At 49.2% G+C, this 19780-nt stretch carries 18 protein-coding genes, 1 tRNA gene and 1 riboswitch; of the genes, 6 read left to right on the top strand and 13 right to left on the bottom strand.

Annotation, left to right across the window (positions count from 1 at the left end; translation table 11 throughout):
- Nucleotides 1-188: 188 nt before the first annotated feature.
- The gene (locus T488_RS0107640) at nt 189-845 is read left to right on the top strand and encodes a GNAT family N-acetyltransferase (RefSeq protein WP_028520251.1); all 657 of its coding nucleotides are present in this window, start codon (nt 189-191) and stop codon (nt 843-845) included.
- A gap of 46 nt (nt 846-891) precedes the next feature.
- Here T488_RS0107640 and T488_RS0107635 read toward each other — a convergent pair whose 3' ends face one another.
- Nucleotides 892-1458 (bottom strand): HD domain-containing protein, encoded by a 567-nt coding sequence (locus T488_RS0107635; protein WP_028520250.1) that lies wholly within the window; start codon nt 1456-1458, stop codon nt 892-894.
- 387 nt (nt 1459-1845) lie between these two features.
- Between T488_RS0107635 and abc-f the strand changes: the two genes are divergently transcribed.
- A complete protein-coding gene (gene abc-f, locus T488_RS0107630; RefSeq protein WP_028520249.1) occupies nt 1846-3381 on the top strand; it encodes a ribosomal protection-like ABC-F family protein in 1536 nt (511 codons plus the stop codon).
- Between the two features lie 45 nt (nt 3382-3426).
- Here the strand turns inward: abc-f and T488_RS0107625 are convergent, their stop codons facing one another.
- From T488_RS0107625 to T488_RS0107570, 12 genes are all read right to left on the bottom strand, one after another.
- Entirely contained in the window at nt 3427-4446 is a 1020-nt protein-coding gene (locus tag T488_RS0107625; protein ID WP_028520248.1) for a rod shape-determining protein, read from the bottom strand.
- 15 nt (nt 4447-4461) lie between these two features.
- Complete coding sequence (recD2, locus tag T488_RS0107620; RefSeq protein ID WP_028520247.1) at nt 4462-6699, bottom strand: SF1B family DNA helicase RecD2; 2238 nt, start codon at nt 6697-6699, stop codon at nt 4462-4464.
- Nucleotides 6700-6817: 118 nt separating this feature from the next.
- Nucleotides 6818-7165, bottom strand: coding sequence for a hypothetical protein (locus tag T488_RS0107615; protein WP_028520246.1), 348 nt, complete (start codon nt 7163-7165; stop codon nt 6818-6820).
- Between the two features lie 47 nt (nt 7166-7212).
- Nucleotides 7213-7947, bottom strand: coding sequence for a GNAT family N-acetyltransferase (locus T488_RS0107610; RefSeq protein WP_028520245.1), 735 nt, complete (start codon nt 7945-7947; stop codon nt 7213-7215).
- Nucleotides 7948-8003: 56 nt separating this feature from the next.
- The gene (locus T488_RS0107605; protein ID WP_028520244.1) at nt 8004-9053 is read right to left on the bottom strand and encodes an acyltransferase; all 1050 of its coding nucleotides are present in this window, start codon (nt 9051-9053) and stop codon (nt 8004-8006) included.
- Nucleotides 9047-9862, bottom strand: coding sequence for a hypothetical protein (locus tag T488_RS0107600; RefSeq protein WP_028520243.1), 816 nt, complete (start codon nt 9860-9862; stop codon nt 9047-9049). Before T488_RS0107600 ends, T488_RS0107605 begins: the two co-directional genes overlap by 7 nt.
- A gap of 18 nt (nt 9863-9880) precedes the next feature.
- Nucleotides 9881-11317 carry a dockerin type I domain-containing protein gene (locus tag T488_RS18740; RefSeq protein WP_051536395.1) on the bottom strand — a complete coding sequence of 479 codons (1437 nt, stop codon included), beginning with the start codon at nt 11315-11317 and terminating at the stop codon, nt 9881-9883.
- Nucleotides 11318-11496: 179 nt separating this feature from the next.
- Nucleotides 11497-12660, bottom strand: a complete 1164-nt coding sequence (locus tag T488_RS0107590; RefSeq protein WP_028520242.1) for a hypothetical protein — start codon at nt 12658-12660, stop codon at nt 11497-11499.
- The gene (locus T488_RS0107585) at nt 12657-13118 is read right to left on the bottom strand and encodes an RNA polymerase sigma factor (RefSeq protein ID WP_028520241.1); all 462 of its coding nucleotides are present in this window, start codon (nt 13116-13118) and stop codon (nt 12657-12659) included. The genes T488_RS0107590 and T488_RS0107585 overlap by 4 nt, the downstream gene beginning before the upstream one ends.
- Before the next feature lie 285 nt (nt 13119-13403).
- Nucleotides 13404-14903 carry a serpin family protein gene (locus T488_RS17405; protein WP_051536394.1) on the bottom strand — a complete coding sequence of 500 codons (1500 nt, stop codon included), beginning with the start codon at nt 14901-14903 and terminating at the stop codon, nt 13404-13406.
- Between the two features lie 376 nt (nt 14904-15279).
- Nucleotides 15280-15354 (bottom strand) — tRNA-Gly (locus tag T488_RS0107575).
- A gap of 125 nt (nt 15355-15479) precedes the next feature.
- Nucleotides 15480-16304: an Mrp/NBP35 family ATP-binding protein gene (locus T488_RS0107570; RefSeq protein ID WP_028520240.1), complete on the bottom strand. Its 825-nt coding sequence runs from the start codon at nt 16302-16304 to the stop codon at nt 15480-15482.
- Between the two features lie 299 nt (nt 16305-16603).
- Nucleotides 16604-16717: riboswitch (FMN riboswitch) on the top strand.
- 74 nt (nt 16718-16791) lie between these two features.
- On the opposite strand from T488_RS0107570, the gene T488_RS0107565 reads away from it, so the two are divergent.
- From T488_RS0107565 to T488_RS0107550, 4 genes are read left to right on the top strand one after another with little or no spacing between them, the layout of a single operon-like run.
- Entirely contained in the window at nt 16792-17169 is a 378-nt protein-coding gene (locus T488_RS0107565; RefSeq protein WP_028520239.1) for a hypothetical protein, read from the top strand.
- Nucleotides 17170-17181: 12 nt separating this feature from the next.
- Nucleotides 17182-18291, top strand: coding sequence for a bifunctional diaminohydroxyphosphoribosylaminopyrimidine deaminase/5-amino-6-(5-phosphoribosylamino)uracil reductase RibD (ribD, locus tag T488_RS0107560; RefSeq protein ID WP_028520238.1), 1110 nt, complete (start codon nt 17182-17184; stop codon nt 18289-18291).
- Entirely contained in the window at nt 18272-18919 is a 648-nt protein-coding gene (locus T488_RS0107555; protein ID WP_028520237.1) for a riboflavin synthase, read from the top strand. The genes ribD and T488_RS0107555 overlap by 20 nt, the downstream gene beginning before the upstream one ends.
- A 12-nt stretch (nt 18920-18931) precedes the next feature.
- Entirely contained in the window at nt 18932-19777 is an 846-nt protein-coding gene (locus tag T488_RS0107550) for a hypothetical protein (protein ID WP_028520236.1), read from the top strand.
- Nucleotides 19778-19780 lie beyond the last annotated feature (3 nt).

Genomic DNA, 19780 nt, shown 5'->3' with positions numbered 1-19780 from the left:
ACTTTTCAGGATCTATGTGTTACAATATTCTCGGAAATACTCCGAAGTATTTCACATATCTTATTTTAAGGAGAAGTTGTTTGAAAAATAATAACAGAACAGAGATAGCAGCGTAAACGGAGGTTTGCGAATTCTATCTCACACAAGCCTCCGTATGTCCCGTCAACATTTTCAGGAGGAAAAAAACAATGAATAAAAATGACTATATCATCCGTAAGGAAACAGAAAAAGACCACCGTGAAGTTGAAAACCTTGCAAGAGAGGCTTTCTGGAATCTCAGCATCCCCGGCTGTTTTGAGCATTACTTTATCCACATCATGAGAGAGCACAAGGACTTTGTTCCCGAGCTGGACTATGTCATCGAAACAGACGGAAAGATCGCAGGCTGTGTAATGTACTGCCGCGCGAAGCTCAGGGACGAGCAGGGCAATGAGAAGGACATCCTGACAATGGGTCCTCTCTGCGTGCTTCCCGAATATCAGCGCAAGGGACTGGGAAAGGCACTGCTGGAGCATACCTTTGCTATTGCCGCAGAAATGGGATATGATGTGGTTATCAATTTCGGCAATCCCGATAATTATGTGGCAAGGGGCTACAAGAGCTGCAAAAAGTACAATGTGTGCTTCGAGGGAGACTTCTTCCCTGCCGCACTTCTTGTGAAGGTGCTCAAGGAGGACGCTCTTGACGGCAGAAAGTGGTTCTACTATCCGAGCGACGTTGACGCCCCCTGCGATGACGAGAAAGCAGTCGAGGAGTTCGACAAGCTGTTCCCGCCCAAGGAAAAGGGCTGGCAGCCAAGCCAGGAGGAGTTCTACATCCACAGTCATTCTTCCATAAACGGATAAACAAAAGCAAAGCACGAAGGCGTACCATGCGCTTTCGTGCTTCTTTTTATTTAGTATCAAGTTCGGTTTTTTCCAGCGTATCGGCAAGTATTGCTTTTCTCAGCTCCGTAAGCCATTCCGAAAAAGCAACTGTATCAAAGGCATAGGTCTTGTTCAGCTCATACTCGTTTTCCGACCAGGTATCTAAAGGCGACTCATTGTGCTGTATCAGTGCCTCCAGCTTGTCAAGAGCCTTGAATATCTTCGCCTCGATAGTCTGCTGAGCATTCATCTCTGCGTACAGCTCCTCAAGCTCGCTCCCCACTTCACCGGGCATAGACGAAACCCAGCGGTCAAGAAGGCTGTCCTCGTTCTCACGGTCTGCATCGGTCTTGACAAAGGTGGGAATATCCCCCGTAAAGCACTCCCCAAGATCGTGGATAAGGCACATTCTCACCACTCTGTCCATATCCGCATCGGGGAACTCTTTTTTAAGCAGCATAGCCATCAGCGACACCCGCCAGCTGTGCTCCGCAACGCTCTCCCTGCGCCTGTTTGATGTGGTGCAGTGCCGCGGCGTGTCCTTCAGCTTCTCCGCAATATGAAGTATATCAAGAAATTCCGATGGTCTCATATCTCTGCCCTCCGTAAATATAATAAAATTCATTATACAGTAAAAAATACGGAAAGTCAAGAGCTTTGAAGCTCACCCCTTGACAATACCGTAAATCTATGCTATAATTCACTCAGATATTAATGAAAGAGGTGTGAGGATGAAAAGATAATTCACTTTTGAACACATGAATAATTAATCTGACAGTGTGGTTTTACAGGCATACTGTCTTATCATGTTGCCAAAAGTGGATTATGTTCTCATAACCTCTTTTTTGTGCTATATATTTATCCGCGCACTTTTGCAGGCTCATTCTGTCGGTGCGCCCTGAGGTCATGGAATGTAACGGGAACTGTTTGGCAGCAAACGGTCCCCGTTTTTTTTGTGGGACCGAAAGGAGGAATAAATATGTCACAGATACTTGTAAACGACCTTACATTCGGTTATGACGGCAGCTCCGACAACGTCTTTGAAAATGTCTCGTTCTCCATAGATACCGACTGGAAGCTTGGCTTTATCGGCAGGAACGGCAAGGGCAAGACCACCTTTCTAAGCCTTCTTATGGGCAGATACAGCTACAGCGGAACTATCACCGCTTCCGTGGGATTCAGTGCCTTCCCCTGTGCCGTCAGCACTGAACAGGCACAGCGCCCTGCCTCTGAGTTTCTGCCGGAGATCTCCCCTTACTGTGAGGAATGGCGCATGATATGCGAGCTTTCACAGCTTGGCGAGACTGCGGAAATACTCTACCGTCCATTCAATACACTGAGCCACGGAGAGCGTACAAAGATACTGCTGGCGCTGCTGTTTTCCTGCGGAGAGCAGTTCAGACTCATCGACGAGCCCACAAACCACCTGGACGAGAGCTCCCGGGAGAAGGTCAAGGAGTATCTGACCGGCAAGAGCGGTTTTATACTGGTATCCCACGACCGCGACCTGCTTGACGCCTGTACCGACCATGTACTGGTGCTGAACCGCAAGTCCATAGACGTCCAGAACGGAAACTTCTCTGTCTGGTGGGAGAACAAGCAGCGGCGTGACAGCTTCGCAGAGGCTGAGAACGAAAAGCACCGCAAGGAGATAAAAAAACTGCGGCAGGCTGCACGTCAGACGGCGGAGTGGGCTGACAGGAACGAGCGAACAAAAATAGGCTTCGACCCTGTCAAGGAAAACGACCGCTGTATCAGTACCCGCTCCTATATCGGCGCCAAAACCAAGAAAATGCAGAGCCGCGTAAAGCAGATGGAAAAGCGTATAGACCGCAATATCGCCAGGCAGGAGGGGCTTCTCAGCGACATAGAGCGTGTGGCAGAGCTGAAGCTGACTCCTCTCGTCCACCACAAAAAGACCATTGTCAATTTCCGCGACTTTACTGTGACCTACAGCAGCTCCGACAAGCCTGTTTTCTCTCCCCTGACCTTTTCTGTACAGCAGGGAGAGAGAGTTGCCCTCCACGGCACCAACGGCTGCGGAAAATCCACACTTATAAAAGCCGTACTCAGTCACTCGGGATATGCCCGTGAACCTGTTCATTTTACAGAGAAGGGCACCTGCGAGACTGCCTCGGGACTTATCATTTCCTATATCGACCAGGACACCTCCCGGCTCCGCGGAAGTGTTGCTTCCCTTTGCGAGGAGCGCGGACTGGAGCTGAGTATGCTCTGTACTATCCTGCGTCAGCTGGGCACAGAGAGGAGCCAGCTCACCAAGAACATGGAGGACTTCTCCGAGGGGCAGAAGAAAAAACTGCTCATCGCCGCCAGTCTTCTCACTCCTGCTCACCTGTATATCTGGGACGAGCCACTGAACTACATCGACGTTTTTTCCCGTATGCAGATAGAGGTGCTGCTGAAAAGGTACTCCCCCACCATGCTTTTTGTGGAACATGACACAAGATTTCGCGAAGAAATAGCCACAAAAACCATAAGCTTCGGTGACAAGTGAATATAACGCAAAAGGGACGGCAAGTGTCGTCCCTTTAAATATGTATTATCTGTACTTGTAAACTGTAGCTGCCTCGAAACCATCTAATAGCGTAGTCATTCTTCCGAATGCCATGCCTGTGCCCTTGGCTACACAGTTTATGGAGTCCTTGGCGATATTGCAGCTTATTCCCAGTGTACGCTTTATGAGCTGGGTAAGTCCGCCAAGGAGAGCACCGCCGCCCGTAAGGAGAAGTCCGTTGTCATAAATGTCTCCCACAAGCTCGGGGGGAGCGTCCTCCAGTACCTTGCGGATAGCCTCCATGATAGCAAAGGTATCGTCCTCGATAGCCTCAAAAAGCTCGGTCTCGCTGAGAAGCACCTGCGCGGGCAGTCCCTTCAGCAGGCTTCTTCCCTTTACCAGATATGTCATCTCCTCGCTGGGGTCATAGAGGTTGCAGAGCTCTATCTTTACCTTTTCGGCTGTTCTCTCACCGATGAGGAGCTTGTACTTGTTCTGCATATACTTGATGATGGAGCGGTCAATGGAGTTTCCTGCCACCTTGACTGTATGAGAGGTAACTACACCGTTCATGGAAACGATAGCCACATCTGTGGTACCGCCGCCGATGTCAACTATCATGTGTCCCTTTGCCTTGGTGATGTTGACGCCTGCGCCTATCATAGCGGCAATGGGCTCCTGTATGAGGTAGACCTGCCGTGAACCTGCGCTCTTTGCAGCATCAACAACTGCACGGCTCTCGATGTCGGTGATGAAAGAAGGAATGCAGATGACTATACGGGGCTTCATGAGCTGTCTGCCTGTTACCTTGAGTATGAACTCCCTTATCATGCTGTGGGTAAGGTCATCGTCGGAGATGACTCCCTCGCTGATAGGGCGCTTAACAGCGATATAATCGGGATTTCTGCCTATCATCTCATAGGCTTCCTTGCCGACTGCAAGCACGCGCTCTGTTCTTGTGTTGTAAGCGATGACCGAGGGCTCGCTGAGCACAACGCCCTTGTTACCCATGGTCATTACGATATTTGATGTACCGAGGTCTATTCCTATATCAGTATTTGCCATTTTAACGTTCCTTTCTTACTGCTCAAAGGGAGAGGAGCTCTTCTGTTTAGCCGCTCCCGCAAGCATATGGCGCAGGCAGGTATACCGCCTTGTGCGCTTGTTGTTGTCTACCATTTTATTTATATTCTCCTCACTGCCGATGAGTATGAGGAGCTTTTTTGCTCTTGTTACAGCCGTGTACAGCAGATTTCTGTAGCACAGCTTGTCGAAGCCGCCCATAATAGGAAGTATTACCGCTTCAAATTCGCAGCCCTGGCTCTTGTGGACTGTCACCGCATAGGCAAGGTCCACCTGTGACAGCAGGTCAAAGGTATATGTAGCCTTCCGTCCGTCAAAGTCTATGACCGCAAGGGAGCTTCTGTTGTCGATGCTGATTATGCGTCCGATGTCGCCGTTGAAGATGCCTGCGCCCTGCTCACCGTCCTTGGACCAGGTTATATCGTAGTTGTTGCGGGTCTGCATGACCTTGTCGCCCTCACGGTAGGTATAGACATAGCCCTTTTTCTCCTGCCTGTTTTTAGCAGGAGGATTAAGCTCCGCCTGCAGCAGCTTGTTAAGCTCAACAGTGCCCGTAACGCCTTTTCGAGAAGGAGTAAGCACCTGTATATCCTCTGTTGGGGAGTAGTTGTACGCCTTTGGCAGTCTTGTCTTTGCAAGGTCCACTATGAGCTTAAGCGCCTGCTGGTAGTCGGTGCGCTTGAAAAAGAAAAAATCGCTGTCCTTACGGGTAAGGTCGGGATATTCTCCTGCCACTATCCTGTGGGCGTTGGTGACTATGCAGCTCTGCTGAGCCTGACGGAATATCTCCTTCAGCTCTGTTACGGGTACTATGCCGCTGTCGATGATGTCACCAAGCAGATTTCCCGCACCAACAGAGGGGAGCTGGTCGCTGTCCCCCACCATTATGAGCCTGCACCCCAGCCGCACTGCACGGAGGAGCTTCTCGAACAGCACTACGTCCACCATTGACATCTCGTCGATTATGAGGACGTCGCAGTCCAGAGGATTGTTCTCGTTATGGGCGAAAGTAAGCCTGTCTCCCGAATCGTAGACCACCTCAAGAAGCCGGTGTATAGTCTTGGCTTCGCAGCCTGCAAGGTCGGACATACGCTTCGCCGCGCGGCCCGTAGGAGCTGCCAGAAGAACCTTCATGCCCTTTTTCTCGAATATGGAGATAATAGCATTAAGGGTGGTGGTCTTACCGGTACCGGGACCGCCCGTCAGCACCATGAGTCCCCTTGAAACAGCGGTGGTTATCGCCTGCCGCTGGAGTTTTTCGTATTTGATGTTGTGCTCTTCCTCTTCGATATTTATGAGGAGATCGTAATTGAAGTCCTCAGGGGAAGAAAAATCCTTCAGAATGTGTATCCTGTCAGCAATGAAGCTCTCTGCATAGAAGTAGTCGGGCAGGTAGACGAATTCTATCTCCCCCTTTATGTACTCAAAAAGCTCATTGTCGTCAAGTGCGGCATTGTAAGCGCTGTAGAAATCGCTCTCGGAGACTCCAAGGGTATCCTGGGTCTTCTTTGCCAGCACCTCCAGCGGCAGACAGGTATGACCTATTCCGCCGTTTGCGCGGAGAATGTACTGCACTCCCGCGATTATGCGCTTGCTGTCATTTCTGGCAATGTGCATATCATGAGCAATGGTGTCAGCCTTGCTGAAATCAAGCTCGATGGCGTCACCGCAGAGCAGATAGGGATTGAGCTTGAGCAGTGTCATGGCGTCGGAGCCGAATTTCCTGTAGGTATTCATGGCGAAGCGGGACTTCACCTCATACTGGGACAGAAATGCCATAAGGTTCCGAAGGCAGAAAAGCTTCTGAGCCTCAGCGGCTATCTCCTCGCACTTTTTCGGAGATATTCCCTTTATCTCCGCAAGACGAAAGGGAGCATTCTCCATTATATCAAGGGTACGGTCACCGAAAACGTCAACTATCTTCTTCGCCAGTCCCGGACCTATGCCCTTGACAGCTCCCGAAGCCAGATATTTCTCGATATTGACTACAGTTTCAGGCAGCTTTCTCTCGCAGTAGACCGCACTGAACTGAGTACCGAAGCGTGGGTGGCTTATATAGCTTCCCTCAAGGATAAGGCCCTCGCCCTCCTCGATGTCGCCAAGCTCTCCCACAACTGTAATGAGCTCACCGCCTGCATCAAGGTCCAGCACTATATATCCGTTATTTTCGTTCTTGTAAAGGACATTCTCAACGGTGCCCTCTATGTGAAGGACCTCATGCTCCAACGTTTTCACCTCTGCACACAAACATTCAACTTATATTATACTATATAATTCATGATAAAGCAAGTGGCACGGAGAAAAAGTTTCATTCCGCAAAGCTTTGCGGTCAAACAGGAGACTGTACTCCCGATTATACTATAAAATGCAGATATTTTTTCATAGACTTTTCAATTTCCTCGGGCAGTATCATCTCAGCGGCATGGTGAGAGGTGCAGAAATCCCTGCACAGCTCTATCTGCTCGGCAGTTCCTCCGTAGTCGATGAGGAGGATATTTTCCGCAAGAACGCTTCCCTCCTCCACAAGGGAGCCTATGTAGTCAAGGCGCTGAGGCAGCTCGCTGTCTTCTGCAAAAACAGGCATGACTACACACAGCGGATAGCTTCTTCCGCGGAGCTTTGAAATAACAAAAAAGCAGCATACCTCCACGGCAGCGATAAAGAATACAACGGTCAGTGCGGTTATCTCGGCAGTTTCCACAGAACCACTCCTTTCCCGTTATTATATGCGGCAGAGCAGTCAGGTGTTCATTGCGCTTTTTTTATCATTACACATGAAGCTGCCTTTACGAAGCCAAGCTTCTCCGCAGTATGTGCCGAGCCCTTGTTGGACTGATGACAGCCCCAGACGGGACGTCTTTGCGGCAGGACTTCCCCCATGACTGCCGCAGCTGCTGCAAGAGCAAGTCCGCGGCGGCGATGAGCCTCGGCTGTTTCTATGCCGATGTCAGCTTCGGAGCTGCTGACTGCTGCGGTAAACGCCCAGGAAACAGGCTCACCGCCGTACATCACGCACATTCCCCTGCCGTTTGCGCTGAACTGCTCATAGTCAGCCCAGAAGTCAGCCGGAACTACTCTGCCCTTGAGGCAGTTGAAAACTTTCTCGTCAATTTTTTTAAGTGCATAACCCTTCGGGAGTTCAGAGTAAGGTGCAGTATTATGTGGAAAACTATAGTTATCCCGCAGGAACGATCCAACTCCGCCCATAGCGGAAAGAGCTTCACAGAGTGAGCTGTCGTCGGTAAGGAGCTTTGCGCCCTCGTTTGTTATGAGCCTGTGAAGCTCCGCCGTATCCTCACCGTCGGGAGCTCCGCTCACAAATGTGAAACCGTTGTGGCAGCGGAACACAGTGCAGCTGCTTCCTTTATAAATGTGCCCGCTTTGTATCCCCTCTGCAACAGCCGAAGGATAGACTGTACAGAAAGCTATACTCTGCGCTTCTGCCGTGTTTGAGCGGTATTCTTCTTCGGGTATCTCTTTCATGTAATCACCTCATTATAAGTGTGTAACGGAAAAGCTCCCCGAAGGGAGCTTCTGTTTCATATTATCTTCTTTACACAGGGCACCAGCTTGAGCAGTCTTGTTATCACATAGGATACTGCCAGTGTAACTATACATACGCCGATGACTGCGATAGTACCGCCGTGCTCAAAGGGATTGAACTTGAGGACTGCGTAGATGTACTTCAGCACTGCCATGTGTATAAGGTAGATACCGAAGGAGCAGCTGTCAAGCTCTGCCGCCAGAGTGTCAAGAACAGGCACAGCCTTGTTCTTTGTCTTGCGGAAGTAACCGTATGCACCCACTGCCGCTGCGATATACACGGGGAAGGAATAAACCGAAAGAAGCGAGTTTATCTTTCCTGCGGTCTCGGGTGACTCCGAAACTGCATTGCAGCTGTAGACCGTAAGCATTGCGATGATGCCGAGGCTTATGAGGAACATAAGTCCCGAAGCATTTTTCGGCAGCCTTACGGCTCCCGTATGCAGAGCATGACCGAGGAACAGGTAAAGCGGATATATAGTGAACACACAAATGTAAAAAGGAAGTTTTTTACCTGAAACGGTCTCTATAAAGGGAAGCACCGCAAGTCCCACGCAGTAGACAGCGAGAAGGTACTTCAGATCCTTTGGCTCGGCATTTGCGCTTATGATCTTGTATATGGGAAGCATAAGGTAAATGGCGATCATCAGGTACAGGTACCACATATGCGGCCAGCCCGTACCGAGGAATATATCGCTGAGAGTATCCTTTATGGTCTCTCCTGCCGAGCGTTTTGCAGTGGTGAAGGTATCGAATACCGAGAACAGCACTGAAAATACCACCAGAGCAATGACCATGCGGAAAATGTATTTGCCGAACAGCTTCTTTGGAGTCAGTGTCCTTTTTCTGTCAAGGAGCAGTGCTCCCGATGCCATTACAAAACAGGGCACCGCCCACATCATGGCATTTCTCACCGATAGCATAACGCTCTGGGCTCCCACGTTGGGCGAGTAATTGTTTGCTGTATAGAATGTATGCAGTATTACAACGGCGATACAAGCAAGAGCTTTTATGCGGCTCAGATAGAGCACGCGGTCCTTTACCATGTCAGAGCTCCGTCGCCGATACAGCCGCCGTTGGGATCTTCTGCCTGAGCCTGAGTAGGTGCATCAGTTGGTGCAACATAAACTGTTGTGGGCTCTACATAAGGTGCCTGAGTATAAACAGGCTCATCATATGCAGGCTGAGTATAAACAGGCTCGTCGATATACTGTGCGTCGATGTTGTTGTTAGCATCGGGGTTTACCTCGGATACTGCCTCTGTAGCGCTTTCTGCGGCAAGCTCTGCGGCAGCCTTCTCAGCTTCCTTAGTGCTTACCTTGTTGCCTGTTTCCTTTGATGTATATTCAAGATATGCAATGTCCTTTTCGAGCTTTATCTCTCCCTCGTCCAGATCTCCGAAGGGGAAGCTGTGAAGCTCTGCGGACTTGTTGTCTGTAAATTCGATCTTTACTGTATAGCCTACAGTTGCGATCTCATCGCTGTCACCGTAGGTAACATCGCTTACCTTGTTTGGAACGTAGTAGAGAAGACGTCTCTCGTCCTTGACATAGGGATCCTTCTCGTCGATCATATTGGAGGGATACTCCTCTTCTGTATCAGCCTTTACAGTGAAGCTCTTTATGTCCTTGCCTGTCTTGTTGTCAAGAGTAAGAACATAGACTGAGTCGCCTGCGGCTCTGTCGCCGATGAGCTTCATCATATCTGTTGAAGTTGTAGGCTCTGTAGAAACCTGTGCGGTAGTTGTTGCCTCTGTAGTAGCAGGCGTTGACACCTCAGCAGCAGGTGTTACATTTCCGCAGCTTACCAGTGCAAGTGCACAGGCAAAAGTGATGGTCGCAAATACTTTTCTCATCTTTATTATCTCCTTTTTTTAGCTCATAACTGATATTTTCTGATACATCCATGTACCTGACTGGCGGTACTGTATCATATAACCGTTTTTCTTTGTTTCATTCTGGAAGTCGGGGTCACATACATAAAGTGTTCCGTTGATAGTTACCTCTACCCAAGAATGAGGACCATAGCCGCCCTTTGCAAGCGGTACTGTTCCTGATATCTGATGTGCATCATATCCCAGAAGCTTAGCCATCTCACAGAACATAGCTGCCATAACGTAGCAGTTGCCCTTTCTGTTCTTGAAGCCGTAGTCCGCATACCACTCCATAGTGGTCTTGTCGTCCTGAGGCATATCAGCTGTATGTCCGTAATATGTGATGCTTGCGGCATCATTGAATGCCTTCTTCAGGTCCTTGCCGATAACATTGAGTCTTGCCTGAGCAAGGGGATACGGACAAGCTGTAGTTGTCGTAGTCGTTGTGGTAGTAGTGGTGGTAGTAGTTGTTGAAGTAGCCACATTCCACTTTGCTTCCTTAGCGTAATATTCCTTCTTTGGAACTATTACCTGAGCTACCTCAGCAGGAACGAACTTGTCTGTGGCGGAAACTACCTCTCTTGCAGTAACCGTTACCTTTCCTCCCGAATACTTTACAGAGTCGATGGAAAGTGTCTGACCTGCCTTTGGGGTCTGTGCAACAGGTGCTGTTGAGGACACCTTGGTGACAAAGTTCATATTTACATAGCCTGAGATACCGTTATATGTAACGTGAGCCCAGCCTGTGCTTCCGTGAGTTACATTGAACTTGGCTCCTGCCGGGATAATACCAAGTGACTCAGAGTTATAGTCATGCTCCTTGCGGATATTGAGTCCGATGTCAACTGTGGGACCGGGAGTATAAACTCCAGCGTAAGAGGAGTCACAGCCGCAGGAAAGCTTCTGTATAGCGGGTGAACCGCCGTACTTTGCTGCATCGTAGTACATGGGCTTCAGAAGGAGTACCGACTCCTCAAAGAATTTATCGTCATACTTTGTGAGCAGATTATTTATAACCTCTGCTGTAAAGTACTTTGAAAGCTCAGCCTTGAGCTCCTTTGTAGATGTGACTACCACATCGCCCTTATCGGCTGCAAGCTGCTTCAGCTCGTCCTTGAATGAGTTCTCGTCAAGTCTGTTTATATCCTTCTGGAAATCAAGGACTCTGTCTGTAGCGAGTATGAGCTTTCTGAGCTCAGCCATATCGTGAGCATCAACAGCTCCGTCTCCGTTTATATCAGCAAGCTTTGCCTGAGCCTCTGTGAGTGTCTTTTTTCCAAGGATATGATCCTGAAGCAGAGCAAGATCATCTGCGGTGATAACTCCGCTGCTGTCAATGTCTCCCTTGGCAGCTGCGCATACGCCCACCGCAGGGATAACTCCTGTGACTGCGATAACGCTTGCCATCATAAGACTAAGTATTTTTGGATGCTTCATATATTTATCTTCCTTTCAGTTTTATCTGACGTCGTCTATATAAACATAACGAAGCGACAGATGAAAATGTGACACGAAAACAGAAAAATTTTTTTAAACTTAGTAATATATGATACAAATACTGCGATCCCAATCGTTATCCCTTCGTAGAAAATACGCCTGAAAACAGGGCTCCGTGCTCATCTTGCAAGCTCTGAGAGCTGTTCCTCTCCGAACCTGAGACTTTTTTCTCCCAGCGAGACGTATTCGCCGTTTCTCTTTATAAATACCGAGTCGTAATTATTTTCGGCAGGAGCAAATGCTCCCTCGGGAAGATATCGTCTGCTGTCAGAGATGAAGAATACACAGACGTCCCCTTCCTTCAAAGGCTCATCACAGCCGCCGCTGACATACACCGAGTACTCTTCGGCATTTTCCATGGGCTCTGTCATGTGGGATTCTATATACTCCTCGGCAGGCATATAGCCGCCGTCGAGGAACAGTGTGAGCCTGTCTCTCTCAGTCAGATCTCCGCTGAAGACCTTCTCAACAGTGATATTATGTGCGGTCACAGCTTCCCTATCAATAGAAGTATACACTATTTTATCAACTTTTGCAAGTACCACCGCGTAGGAAATATCAAACATATGTTGAATTTTTTGGTCAATTGGCGAACCGACGCCGTCCTGAGGCGCTCCTTCTCCACCGCCGGTGACAGGACTTACGTGCGATTCCAGCTCATCTGAGGATATGGTCTTATCCCTGACTGTATATGTTATCCCGGGAGAGACTGTCAGGTCACGTCCCGGTGCTGTGGTAGGAATGATCTCGGAAGCACGTTCCGACGTGGTAGTCACGGGCTCAGGCAGCTCCGCGGCAGTTGTTCTTGTCACGTTACTGTTACCCGTAGTTCTCGCAGCAGTAGTCCTTGCAGCCGTGGTGGGACGGAGCGAATGCTCCCCGTCAGTGCCGCCCCGTACGGTGGTGACAGCAGTCCCGTTTTTGTCAGTGGTCTTTGCCGTGACAGTTGTAACTATAATGCTGTTCTCACCTTCAGTGGTGACTTTAGTAGTCCCTGCTGCTATCACTCCGTCCACCTGCTCCGATGTGGAAGCCGTGGTCTCGGTGATCTCGATATTATCATCGCCGCCGAAATCGGTCTTGTGCCTTGGGAACAAAGTTATAGCACCTATGCAGACCGCAAGCATTGCCGCAGCTGCGGTTATACGCATTACAATGGGCATTATCGGCTTTTTCTGTTTTTCTTCGGAACGCCTTCTGAATTCTTCTGCGAACTCTTTCTTTCTGTCCGGCTCGGGGATACCCAGGGCTTCCGTTATCTTTCTTTTTTCCTTGTCGGTCATATAAGCTCCTCCTTTCCCAGATGTTCCCTCAGCGAGCCGAGGATACGATTCAGCCTGCGGTTAAGTGCAAAACGTGAAATGTTGTACAGCTTCGCAATGACGTTCACGGGTACCTCATTGACAAATCTCAGGAGAACTATCTCCCTGTCCTCGTCGCTGAGGCTGTCAAGGACCTGTTTCAGCTGCACATCAGACAGGATATTATCCTCCATGTCCTTGCCGTCGGAGGCGGTCTCAGACAGCTCCGAGGGTTTTATCCTGCGGAATTCATCAGTGCACAGATTGCCTGCGATAGTGTAGAGAAGCTGGAGCGTTTTGTCTTCGCTGTGGTACTGCGGGTGTTCGAGGTAACGGAGAAAGGTCTCCTGTGTCAGATCCTCTGCGGTCTCCTTGTGACGGACGCGCAGAAAGCAATAACGATATATCTTGTCGTACTGCTCATTTATATCAAGGGACACAGAGCCACCTCCTCCGAAGTCTTATAGCAATTATTATAACATAAAAGCACTATAATAGCAAGGGACGCGGCGAAAAAGTTTCCGTGCGACGTATTATAACGCGAAAAAGGGGGCGCAGGCTCTGCGCTTATAACATATTATTTATAAAATAGCAAGATACGCGGAGGAAACTGCGTTTCAATACGATCCGCAGCTGCAAAAAAGAGGGGGACACAGTGCAGGTCCCCCGGAATATCCCCCTTACAGGATATGTTTTATTGAATATTATGTGCAGACAGGTGCGGTTCAGGAAAGTGAATTTACTGCTCCGATAAATACGGGAACATAGGTCTGTGTATCAAAAATACAGTATACGAAGGGACGGTCAAAGTTTACTTCCTTTATTTCATCTATCATGGCTGCTCCGTCTGCCATTGCAACCATTGTTGCGGCAGCAGCCTTTGTGCCGTTCTCGTCAAGGTCAATGAAGGTCTTGTGAACAACACGGTCAATGTGTATCGGGTGTCTGTCGGCAATGGATGACATATTGGTAAAGTCAGCCTCGCCTGTAAAGGCTGTGGGCATTCCCATTGACTTAAGCTCATCGGAGAGCTCGTTCTCGTATTCGTAGCTGAACTTGGGAAGCTTTATATCGGCTTTTATATCATAGTTTTTCTGCGTGAGGAGATCGTTCAGCTTCTCGGGAGTCAGCTCCCCGATATACTGATCAACTGTCATGCTCTCATCGGGAAGAAGCGCTGCAAATGCGTATCTTCCGCCGCTGTAGGACTTCACCATGCCGTTGGTGTTCTCATCGCCGATGTAACGCTCCCAGCCGCAGAGCATATCAGCCTGCTGAACATCGCCGTTGGCGTTTGTGAACTCGCCCTTATTTATCTGGTACTCCGTAAAGGGCTCCTCCCACTCAGCCTCGAAAGCAACGGCATTTACCAGATACATAACATCGTCTTCGCCTATATGGTCAAGGATACTCGGTATCATCTCGTGGGTCTTGTCGTTTACCCAGCCGTTTACGTCGTCAAGCGTGGTATCATCAAATGGCGCGATGTAGAACTCGCTGTCGTAGTAGTCAACGCAGTTCTGGATAAACTCGGGACGTACATTGATACGCTCCTTGTTGTCTATCGCCCATATAGAGTTGGCGGTGCTCATCTGCCACTTGTTGTAATCAGTATACTTCGGGTTGACAGAACGCTTGCGCTGAGCAAGGAGATAACCGTTGAGGTCCTCCATGGACATTCCGCCGCCCAGGACCTTCTCCATTTCTGCGCGGGTATCACCGCCTGCTCCGTTTGCTGTCATGGCAAGAGCCTGCATAACGGAATAAGGGGAAACAAGTGCGTTTTCGTGTTCCGTGTTCTCCGCATAGGACTTTTTGAACAGGTCAACTGTGAAAGCGGTCTGGCTGTTTATGAACTTCTCATCTGCCTGCGACTCATTAGTCTTTGAAGGAGCTATCCCTGCGCAGAGATTTTTAGCCTTCGGCGCAAAGTTTGGTTCGGGAGCCTTCACTATGCAGTCGATAAGGAGCCTTCTCATAGCACTGAGATCCATAACATCACAGGTACCGTCGCCATTGACGTCCCCGTTAGTCTCGGCGATAAGCTTTCCCGCACCCTTGAGCCAGCGCTGATACATTACCATGTCGGCAAGATTGAAAATAGAATCGGAATTCACATCTCCTGCAACGGGAGCAAGTGTGAGAGCGCCTGCCTGACCTGCTATAGTTACAGGTACTGCGATACATAATGCAGCTAAAGCTGCCAGCATTTTTCTGATTTTCATAAATGATTCCTCCTTTTAAATTAAGATATATTTAAGCTGAGCGAATGCACTTCTGTGCGTTTTCATATACATTAACGGATAAGCGCGCTGAAATGTGCGGCTAAATTTGTAAACATTCCGTGAACAAAAATCGCGCTCCACAAGAAGTGAAACGCGAAAATGCCTGCGGGAGCTCCCCACCTGCGTATGTGTTACAATTTAGATACGGCTTAATGCGCTGAATAAAAATCGCGGCTCAGAAAAACTGAACCGCGAAACTGCGCGCGCCCGCTCGGCGCTGTGTATATGTTACAATTTAAATACGGCTTCATGCGCGGAAAATAAATTCGCGCCACAGTTTTACTGAGACGCGAACTTGGCTGCGGGGGCTCCCCGCTGGAGCAGATAACGGGGGTCGAACCCGCCTCCTCAGTTTGGGAAACTGAAGTAATAACCGCTATACTATATCTGCATGAACTTATTTTAACATATCTTTACCGAAAATGCAAGTGTTAAAAATCAGAAATCGTGAGATATTAATGTTTTTCCTGATGAAAATCCACAAAAAAGGACTGCCGAAGCAGTCCTTCCGTACTATTATAATGAAGCTATCTTCTCGGCAGCCTCTGTGAGCCACTCGCCCTCGAACAGCTCTATCGTGCCCTGGTCGCAGAGCTTTGCAAGCTGAGGATCAATGGGAAGCTTTGCCAGCACGGGGATTTCGTACTGAGCAGCGATCTCCTCGATATGGCTCTCGCCGTAGATGCTGTGGCGCTTGCCGCAGTCGGGACATTCGTAATAGCTCATATTCTCGATAATACCGAGAATAGGTATATTCATGAGCTTAGCCATCTTTACTGCCTTCTCAACTATCATGGAGACAAGCTCCTGTGGAGAAGTAACTATAACTATTCCGTCAACGGGCAGGGACTGGAATACAGTCAGCGGAACATCGCCTGTTCCCGGAGGCATATCAACTACCAGACAGTCAATATCCTTCCAGATAACGTCTGTCCAGAACTGCTTTACAACTCCTGCGATAACGGGGCCTCTCCAGACAACGGGGTCGGACTCGTTCTCAAGAAGAAGATTTATCGACATTATATCGAGACCCATCTTGCTCTTTGCAGGGATAATACCGAATTCGCAGGCATCTGCCTTCTGATGTATACCGAAAGCCTTTGGGATAGAGGGACCTGTGATGTCAGCGTCCATGATACCCACATTCTTGCCAAGTCTCTGGAGGGAAACTGCCAGAAGTGAGGATACCAGTGTTTTGCCGACGCCGCCCTTACCGCTCACTACGCCGATGACCTTGCCGATATTGCTCATGGCATTGGGCTTTTCGAGAAGGCTCTGGGGCTCAGTTCTGCTGCCGCAATCGCTTCCGCAGCTTGAGCAGTCATGTGTACATTCGCTCATTGAAAAACACTCCTTATGATGTAATGATACTATTATACCCCTTTTTTAAGATTTAGTCAATAGCATATTGACAAATGTATAACACAGTGATATAATATTAATGCATAATTCAGAATGCATAATTCATAATTATTCTTGACTGATTTTTGATTGCTCCGCAACAGCGCACCCCTAAATTATGCATTATGAATTTATAATTATGAATTAGAAATATCTTCGGGGCAGGGTGTGATTCCCTACCGGCAGGCGGAGAGCCTCCGCTCCCTTCATGGGTTACCGAAGAATAACTTAACATCTACAATTATCTTCGGGGCAGGGTGTAATTCCCTACCGGCAGTATAGCCTGCGAGCCTTTTGGTTGATTCGGTGTGATTCCGAAGCCGACGGTAAAGTCCGGATGAAAGAAGATAAACCGCACACAAAGTGCAGTATAAAAAGCTACGCCCCGATCTGCGGGGCTTTTTCTATTTTTACACGGGAGGCTGACATGAAGAACAGATTACACCACGTTTTCCTCACAGTAGGTCTTGGAACACTTATATTCGTACCCATGCTCATTATCGACAACGGTCTCAATGACTCCATGAAGTCCGTGCTCATATGGCTGGGAGCGTCGGTGCTCTATGGTCTGTCTTTCATAATACTTGAGCTGAAGACCATTTTCCGCATACCGCTCCACTTTGCAGCCTGCTTTGCCATTACTTTCGCAGTAAGACTGGGCTACAACTACCTGATGAACGGCGAGGTACACCTGAAAAAGCTATTTATGGTGACTCTGCCTTTATTTATCGTTATATATGCAGTGCTGCTCCTCTACATGAGGTACTTCGGCAATATTGAGTTACTCAAAAAGTCAGATGAATAAACAGGAGGAAATATGACTCACGAAGATTATATGCGTGAAGCTCTTTCACTGGCAAAAAAGGGCATGGGCTTCACCTCTCCCAACCCTATGGTGGGAGCAGTCATCGTCCGCGGCGGTGAGATAATAGGCAGAGGTTATCACAAAAAGTACGGCGACCTCCACGCGGAGCGCTCTGCCTTTGCATACTGCGACGAGAACGGCATAGACTGCAAGGGCGCGGATATGTACGTTACCCTGGAGCCCTGCTGCCATCACGGCAAGCAGCCTCCCTGCACGGAAGCTGTTATCGCTCACGGTATCAAGCGTGTTTTCGTCGGCTCATCGGATCCCAATCCCCTTGTGGCGGGAAAGGGCACACAGATACTCCGCAGCCACGGCATAGAAGTGACGGAAGGAGTGCTGAAGGAGGAGTGTGATGCTCTCAACGAGATATTCTTCCACTTCATCACAACGGGTCTCCCCTTTGTTACCATGAAATATGCCATGACTCTTGACGGCAAGATAGCCTGCTATACAGGTGAGTCAAAATGGATAACGGGTGAAGCTGCCCGTGCTCATGTCCAGCAGGAAAGGCTGCGTCACAGCGCCATAATGGCAGGCGTGGGAACTGTCCTTGCGGACGACCCGCTGCTTACCTGCCGACTGGAAAACGGCAGAGACCCCATACGCATAATTTGTGACAGCTCCCTGCGGACTCCCCTTGACAGCAATATCGTCAGGACAGCCAAGCAGGTGCCTACCATAATAGCTACCATATCCGAGGACAGCGCAAGAGCGGCGGAGTACGAAGCAGCAGGCTGCCGCATAGTAAAGACTGCTCCAAAGGACGGTCATGTTGACCTGACAGCGCTTATGAAGCTTCTCGGCAGCGAAAAAATAGACAGCATACTCCTTGAGGGCGGCGGCGAGCTGAACTGGTCGGCACTCAGTGAGGGCATAGTCAGCAAGGTGCAGGCATATATTGCTCCAAAGCTTTTCGGCGGAAGCGGAAAAACTCCCGTAAGCGGAACAGGTGTCCCCCTCCCCTCGGAGGCTTTCATGCTTGAAAAGTGCAGCGTTTCCGCCATTGGCGACGATATTCTCATAGAAAGCAGGGTGAAAAATGTTCACGGGAATAATTGAGGAGATAGGCACAGTCAGCCGCGTCCGGCGGTCGGGCAGCTCCTCATTCATTGAGATACAGGCAAAAAAAGTGCTTGAGGACGTTCATTTGGGCGACAGTATCGCTGTCAACGGCGTGTGTCTTACGGTAACTTACTTCGACGGCGGGATATTCAGAGCCGACGTCATGAACGAGACTCTCAGCCGTTCATCACTTGGCTCTCTCACCACGGGAAGCCCCGTCAATCTGGAGCGCGCAATGGCGGCAGGCGGACGCTTCGGCGGACACATAGTCTCGGGACACATCGACGGCACAGGCACAGTCTCAGACATCAGCAATGACGGTATCGCCGTCTGGTACACCATAGCCGCTCCGAGTGAGTTGCTGCGGTATATCGTGGAAAAAGGCTCTATCGCCATTGACGGCATAAGCCTTACGGTGGCAAAGGTCACGGAGACCTCATTCAGCGTCTCCATTATCCCCCACACCGCCGCACAGACCATTCTCGGCACAAAGAAGGTCGGGGACGTTGTAAATCTTGAAAATGACATTATCGGCAAGTATGTGGAAAAGCTCATGAAGCCAGCTGATAATACTCCAAAGCAAAGTAATATTACAATGGATTTTTTGATGAAAAACGGATTTTAACAAGGAGATACCATGAAAGCAGCAATTATAAAACTCACTTCAGCATTTTTTGCAGCTGCCCTTCTCACAGGCTGCAGCAAAGAGCTGATCGTAAAAGTAGAAAACGATCAGTACAGGAACTACCACAGCGATAACAGGACTGTCAGCATAGACCTTTCAGGAGATATATCCGAAGCGGATATAAGCCTTGGCACAGGCGGTATCACCGTAGTTACCACCGATGAGTCAAATCCCTCGGTGTACCTTGACTATACTGTACGCAGCAATGACGAGGAACTCTGCAAGAAGGTCGCTGACCACATCGACGCTCTCAGCGAGGAGAAAGACGGCAGGCTCATCATTAACATCGCAGAAAAGGACACAGGCGATGACATTCAAAAATGGGTGCACGACAAGGGATACAAATGTCAGGTCGATTTAAGCGCAGAAGTCAGGCTGCCGAAAAGCATAGATACTGTCTCGGCTGAATCTGACACCGGAAGCGTCAACTTCAGAGACATGAAAGGCTGCTTCATCGGTGAAGTCGACACAGGCAGCATCACCTGCATCAACACCGAGTTCACAGACAGTTCTTCCATGAACTGCGACACGGGCAATATCACCATGAGGAACTGCACTTATTCGGAGGATATGACCATTTCAGTTGACACAGGACAATTGCTGTTCGGGCTCCCCACAAACGGCTCAGCAGCAGACATCGACCTGTCTGTTGATACAGGCTCTATGGAATTATGGGACGCACAGTCCTATGAGATAACAGACGGCTCCGCAAAAGACGGAGAAGTCACACTGGAGTACAAGGATACCAAAGTGTCCGCTTCGGTAAAAACAGGCAATATCAGTATAGATAAGGAGTAATCA

The organism is Ruminococcus flavefaciens ND2009 (assembly GCF_000621785.1).
GTDB lineage: Bacteria > Bacillota > Clostridia > Oscillospirales > Ruminococcaceae > Ruminococcus > Ruminococcus flavefaciens_C.
This window is presented reverse-complemented; position numbering and strand designations above follow the sequence as displayed.

What these genes read in the sequence shown, in the direction of transcription:
- T488_RS0107640 (WP_028520251.1), top strand. Translation starts at nt 189, where the DNA reads ATGAATAAAAATGACTATATCATCCGTAAGGAAACAGAAAAAGACCAC.
- T488_RS0107635 (WP_028520250.1), bottom strand. Translation starts at nt 1,458, where the DNA reads ATGAGACCATCGGAATTTCTTGATATACTTCATATTGCGGAGAAGCTG.
- abc-f (WP_028520249.1), top strand. Translation starts at nt 1,846, where the DNA reads ATGTCACAGATACTTGTAAACGACCTTACATTCGGTTATGACGGCAGC.
- T488_RS0107625 (WP_028520248.1), bottom strand. Translation starts at nt 4,446, where the DNA reads ATGGCAAATACTGATATAGGAATAGACCTCGGTACATCAAATATCGTA.
- T488_RS0107610 (WP_028520245.1), bottom strand. Translation starts at nt 7,947, where the DNA reads ATGAAAGAGATACCCGAAGAAGAATACCGCTCAAACACGGCAGAAGCG.
- T488_RS0107605 (WP_028520244.1), bottom strand. Translation starts at nt 9,053, where the DNA reads ATGGTAAAGGACCGCGTGCTCTATCTGAGCCGCATAAAAGCTCTTGCT.
- T488_RS0107600 (WP_028520243.1), bottom strand. Translation starts at nt 9,862, where the DNA reads ATGAGAAAAGTATTTGCGACCATCACTTTTGCCTGTGCACTTGCACTG.
- T488_RS18740 (WP_051536395.1), bottom strand. Translation starts at nt 11,317, where the DNA reads ATGAAGCATCCAAAAATACTTAGTCTTATGATGGCAAGCGTTATCGCA.
- T488_RS0107590 (WP_028520242.1), bottom strand. Translation starts at nt 12,660, where the DNA reads ATGACCGACAAGGAAAAAAGAAAGATAACGGAAGCCCTGGGTATCCCC.
- T488_RS17405 (WP_051536394.1), bottom strand. Translation starts at nt 14,903, where the DNA reads ATGAAAATCAGAAAAATGCTGGCAGCTTTAGCTGCATTATGTATCGCA.
- T488_RS0107570 (WP_028520240.1), bottom strand. Translation starts at nt 16,304, where the DNA reads ATGAGCGAATGTACACATGACTGCTCAAGCTGCGGAAGCGATTGCGGC.
- T488_RS0107565 (WP_028520239.1), top strand. Translation starts at nt 16,792, where the DNA reads ATGAAGAACAGATTACACCACGTTTTCCTCACAGTAGGTCTTGGAACA.
- ribD (WP_028520238.1), top strand. Translation starts at nt 17,182, where the DNA reads ATGACTCACGAAGATTATATGCGTGAAGCTCTTTCACTGGCAAAAAAG.
- T488_RS0107555 (WP_028520237.1), top strand. Translation starts at nt 18,272, where the DNA reads ATGTTCACGGGAATAATTGAGGAGATAGGCACAGTCAGCCGCGTCCGG.
- T488_RS0107550 (WP_028520236.1), top strand. Translation starts at nt 18,932, where the DNA reads ATGAAAGCAGCAATTATAAAACTCACTTCAGCATTTTTTGCAGCTGCC.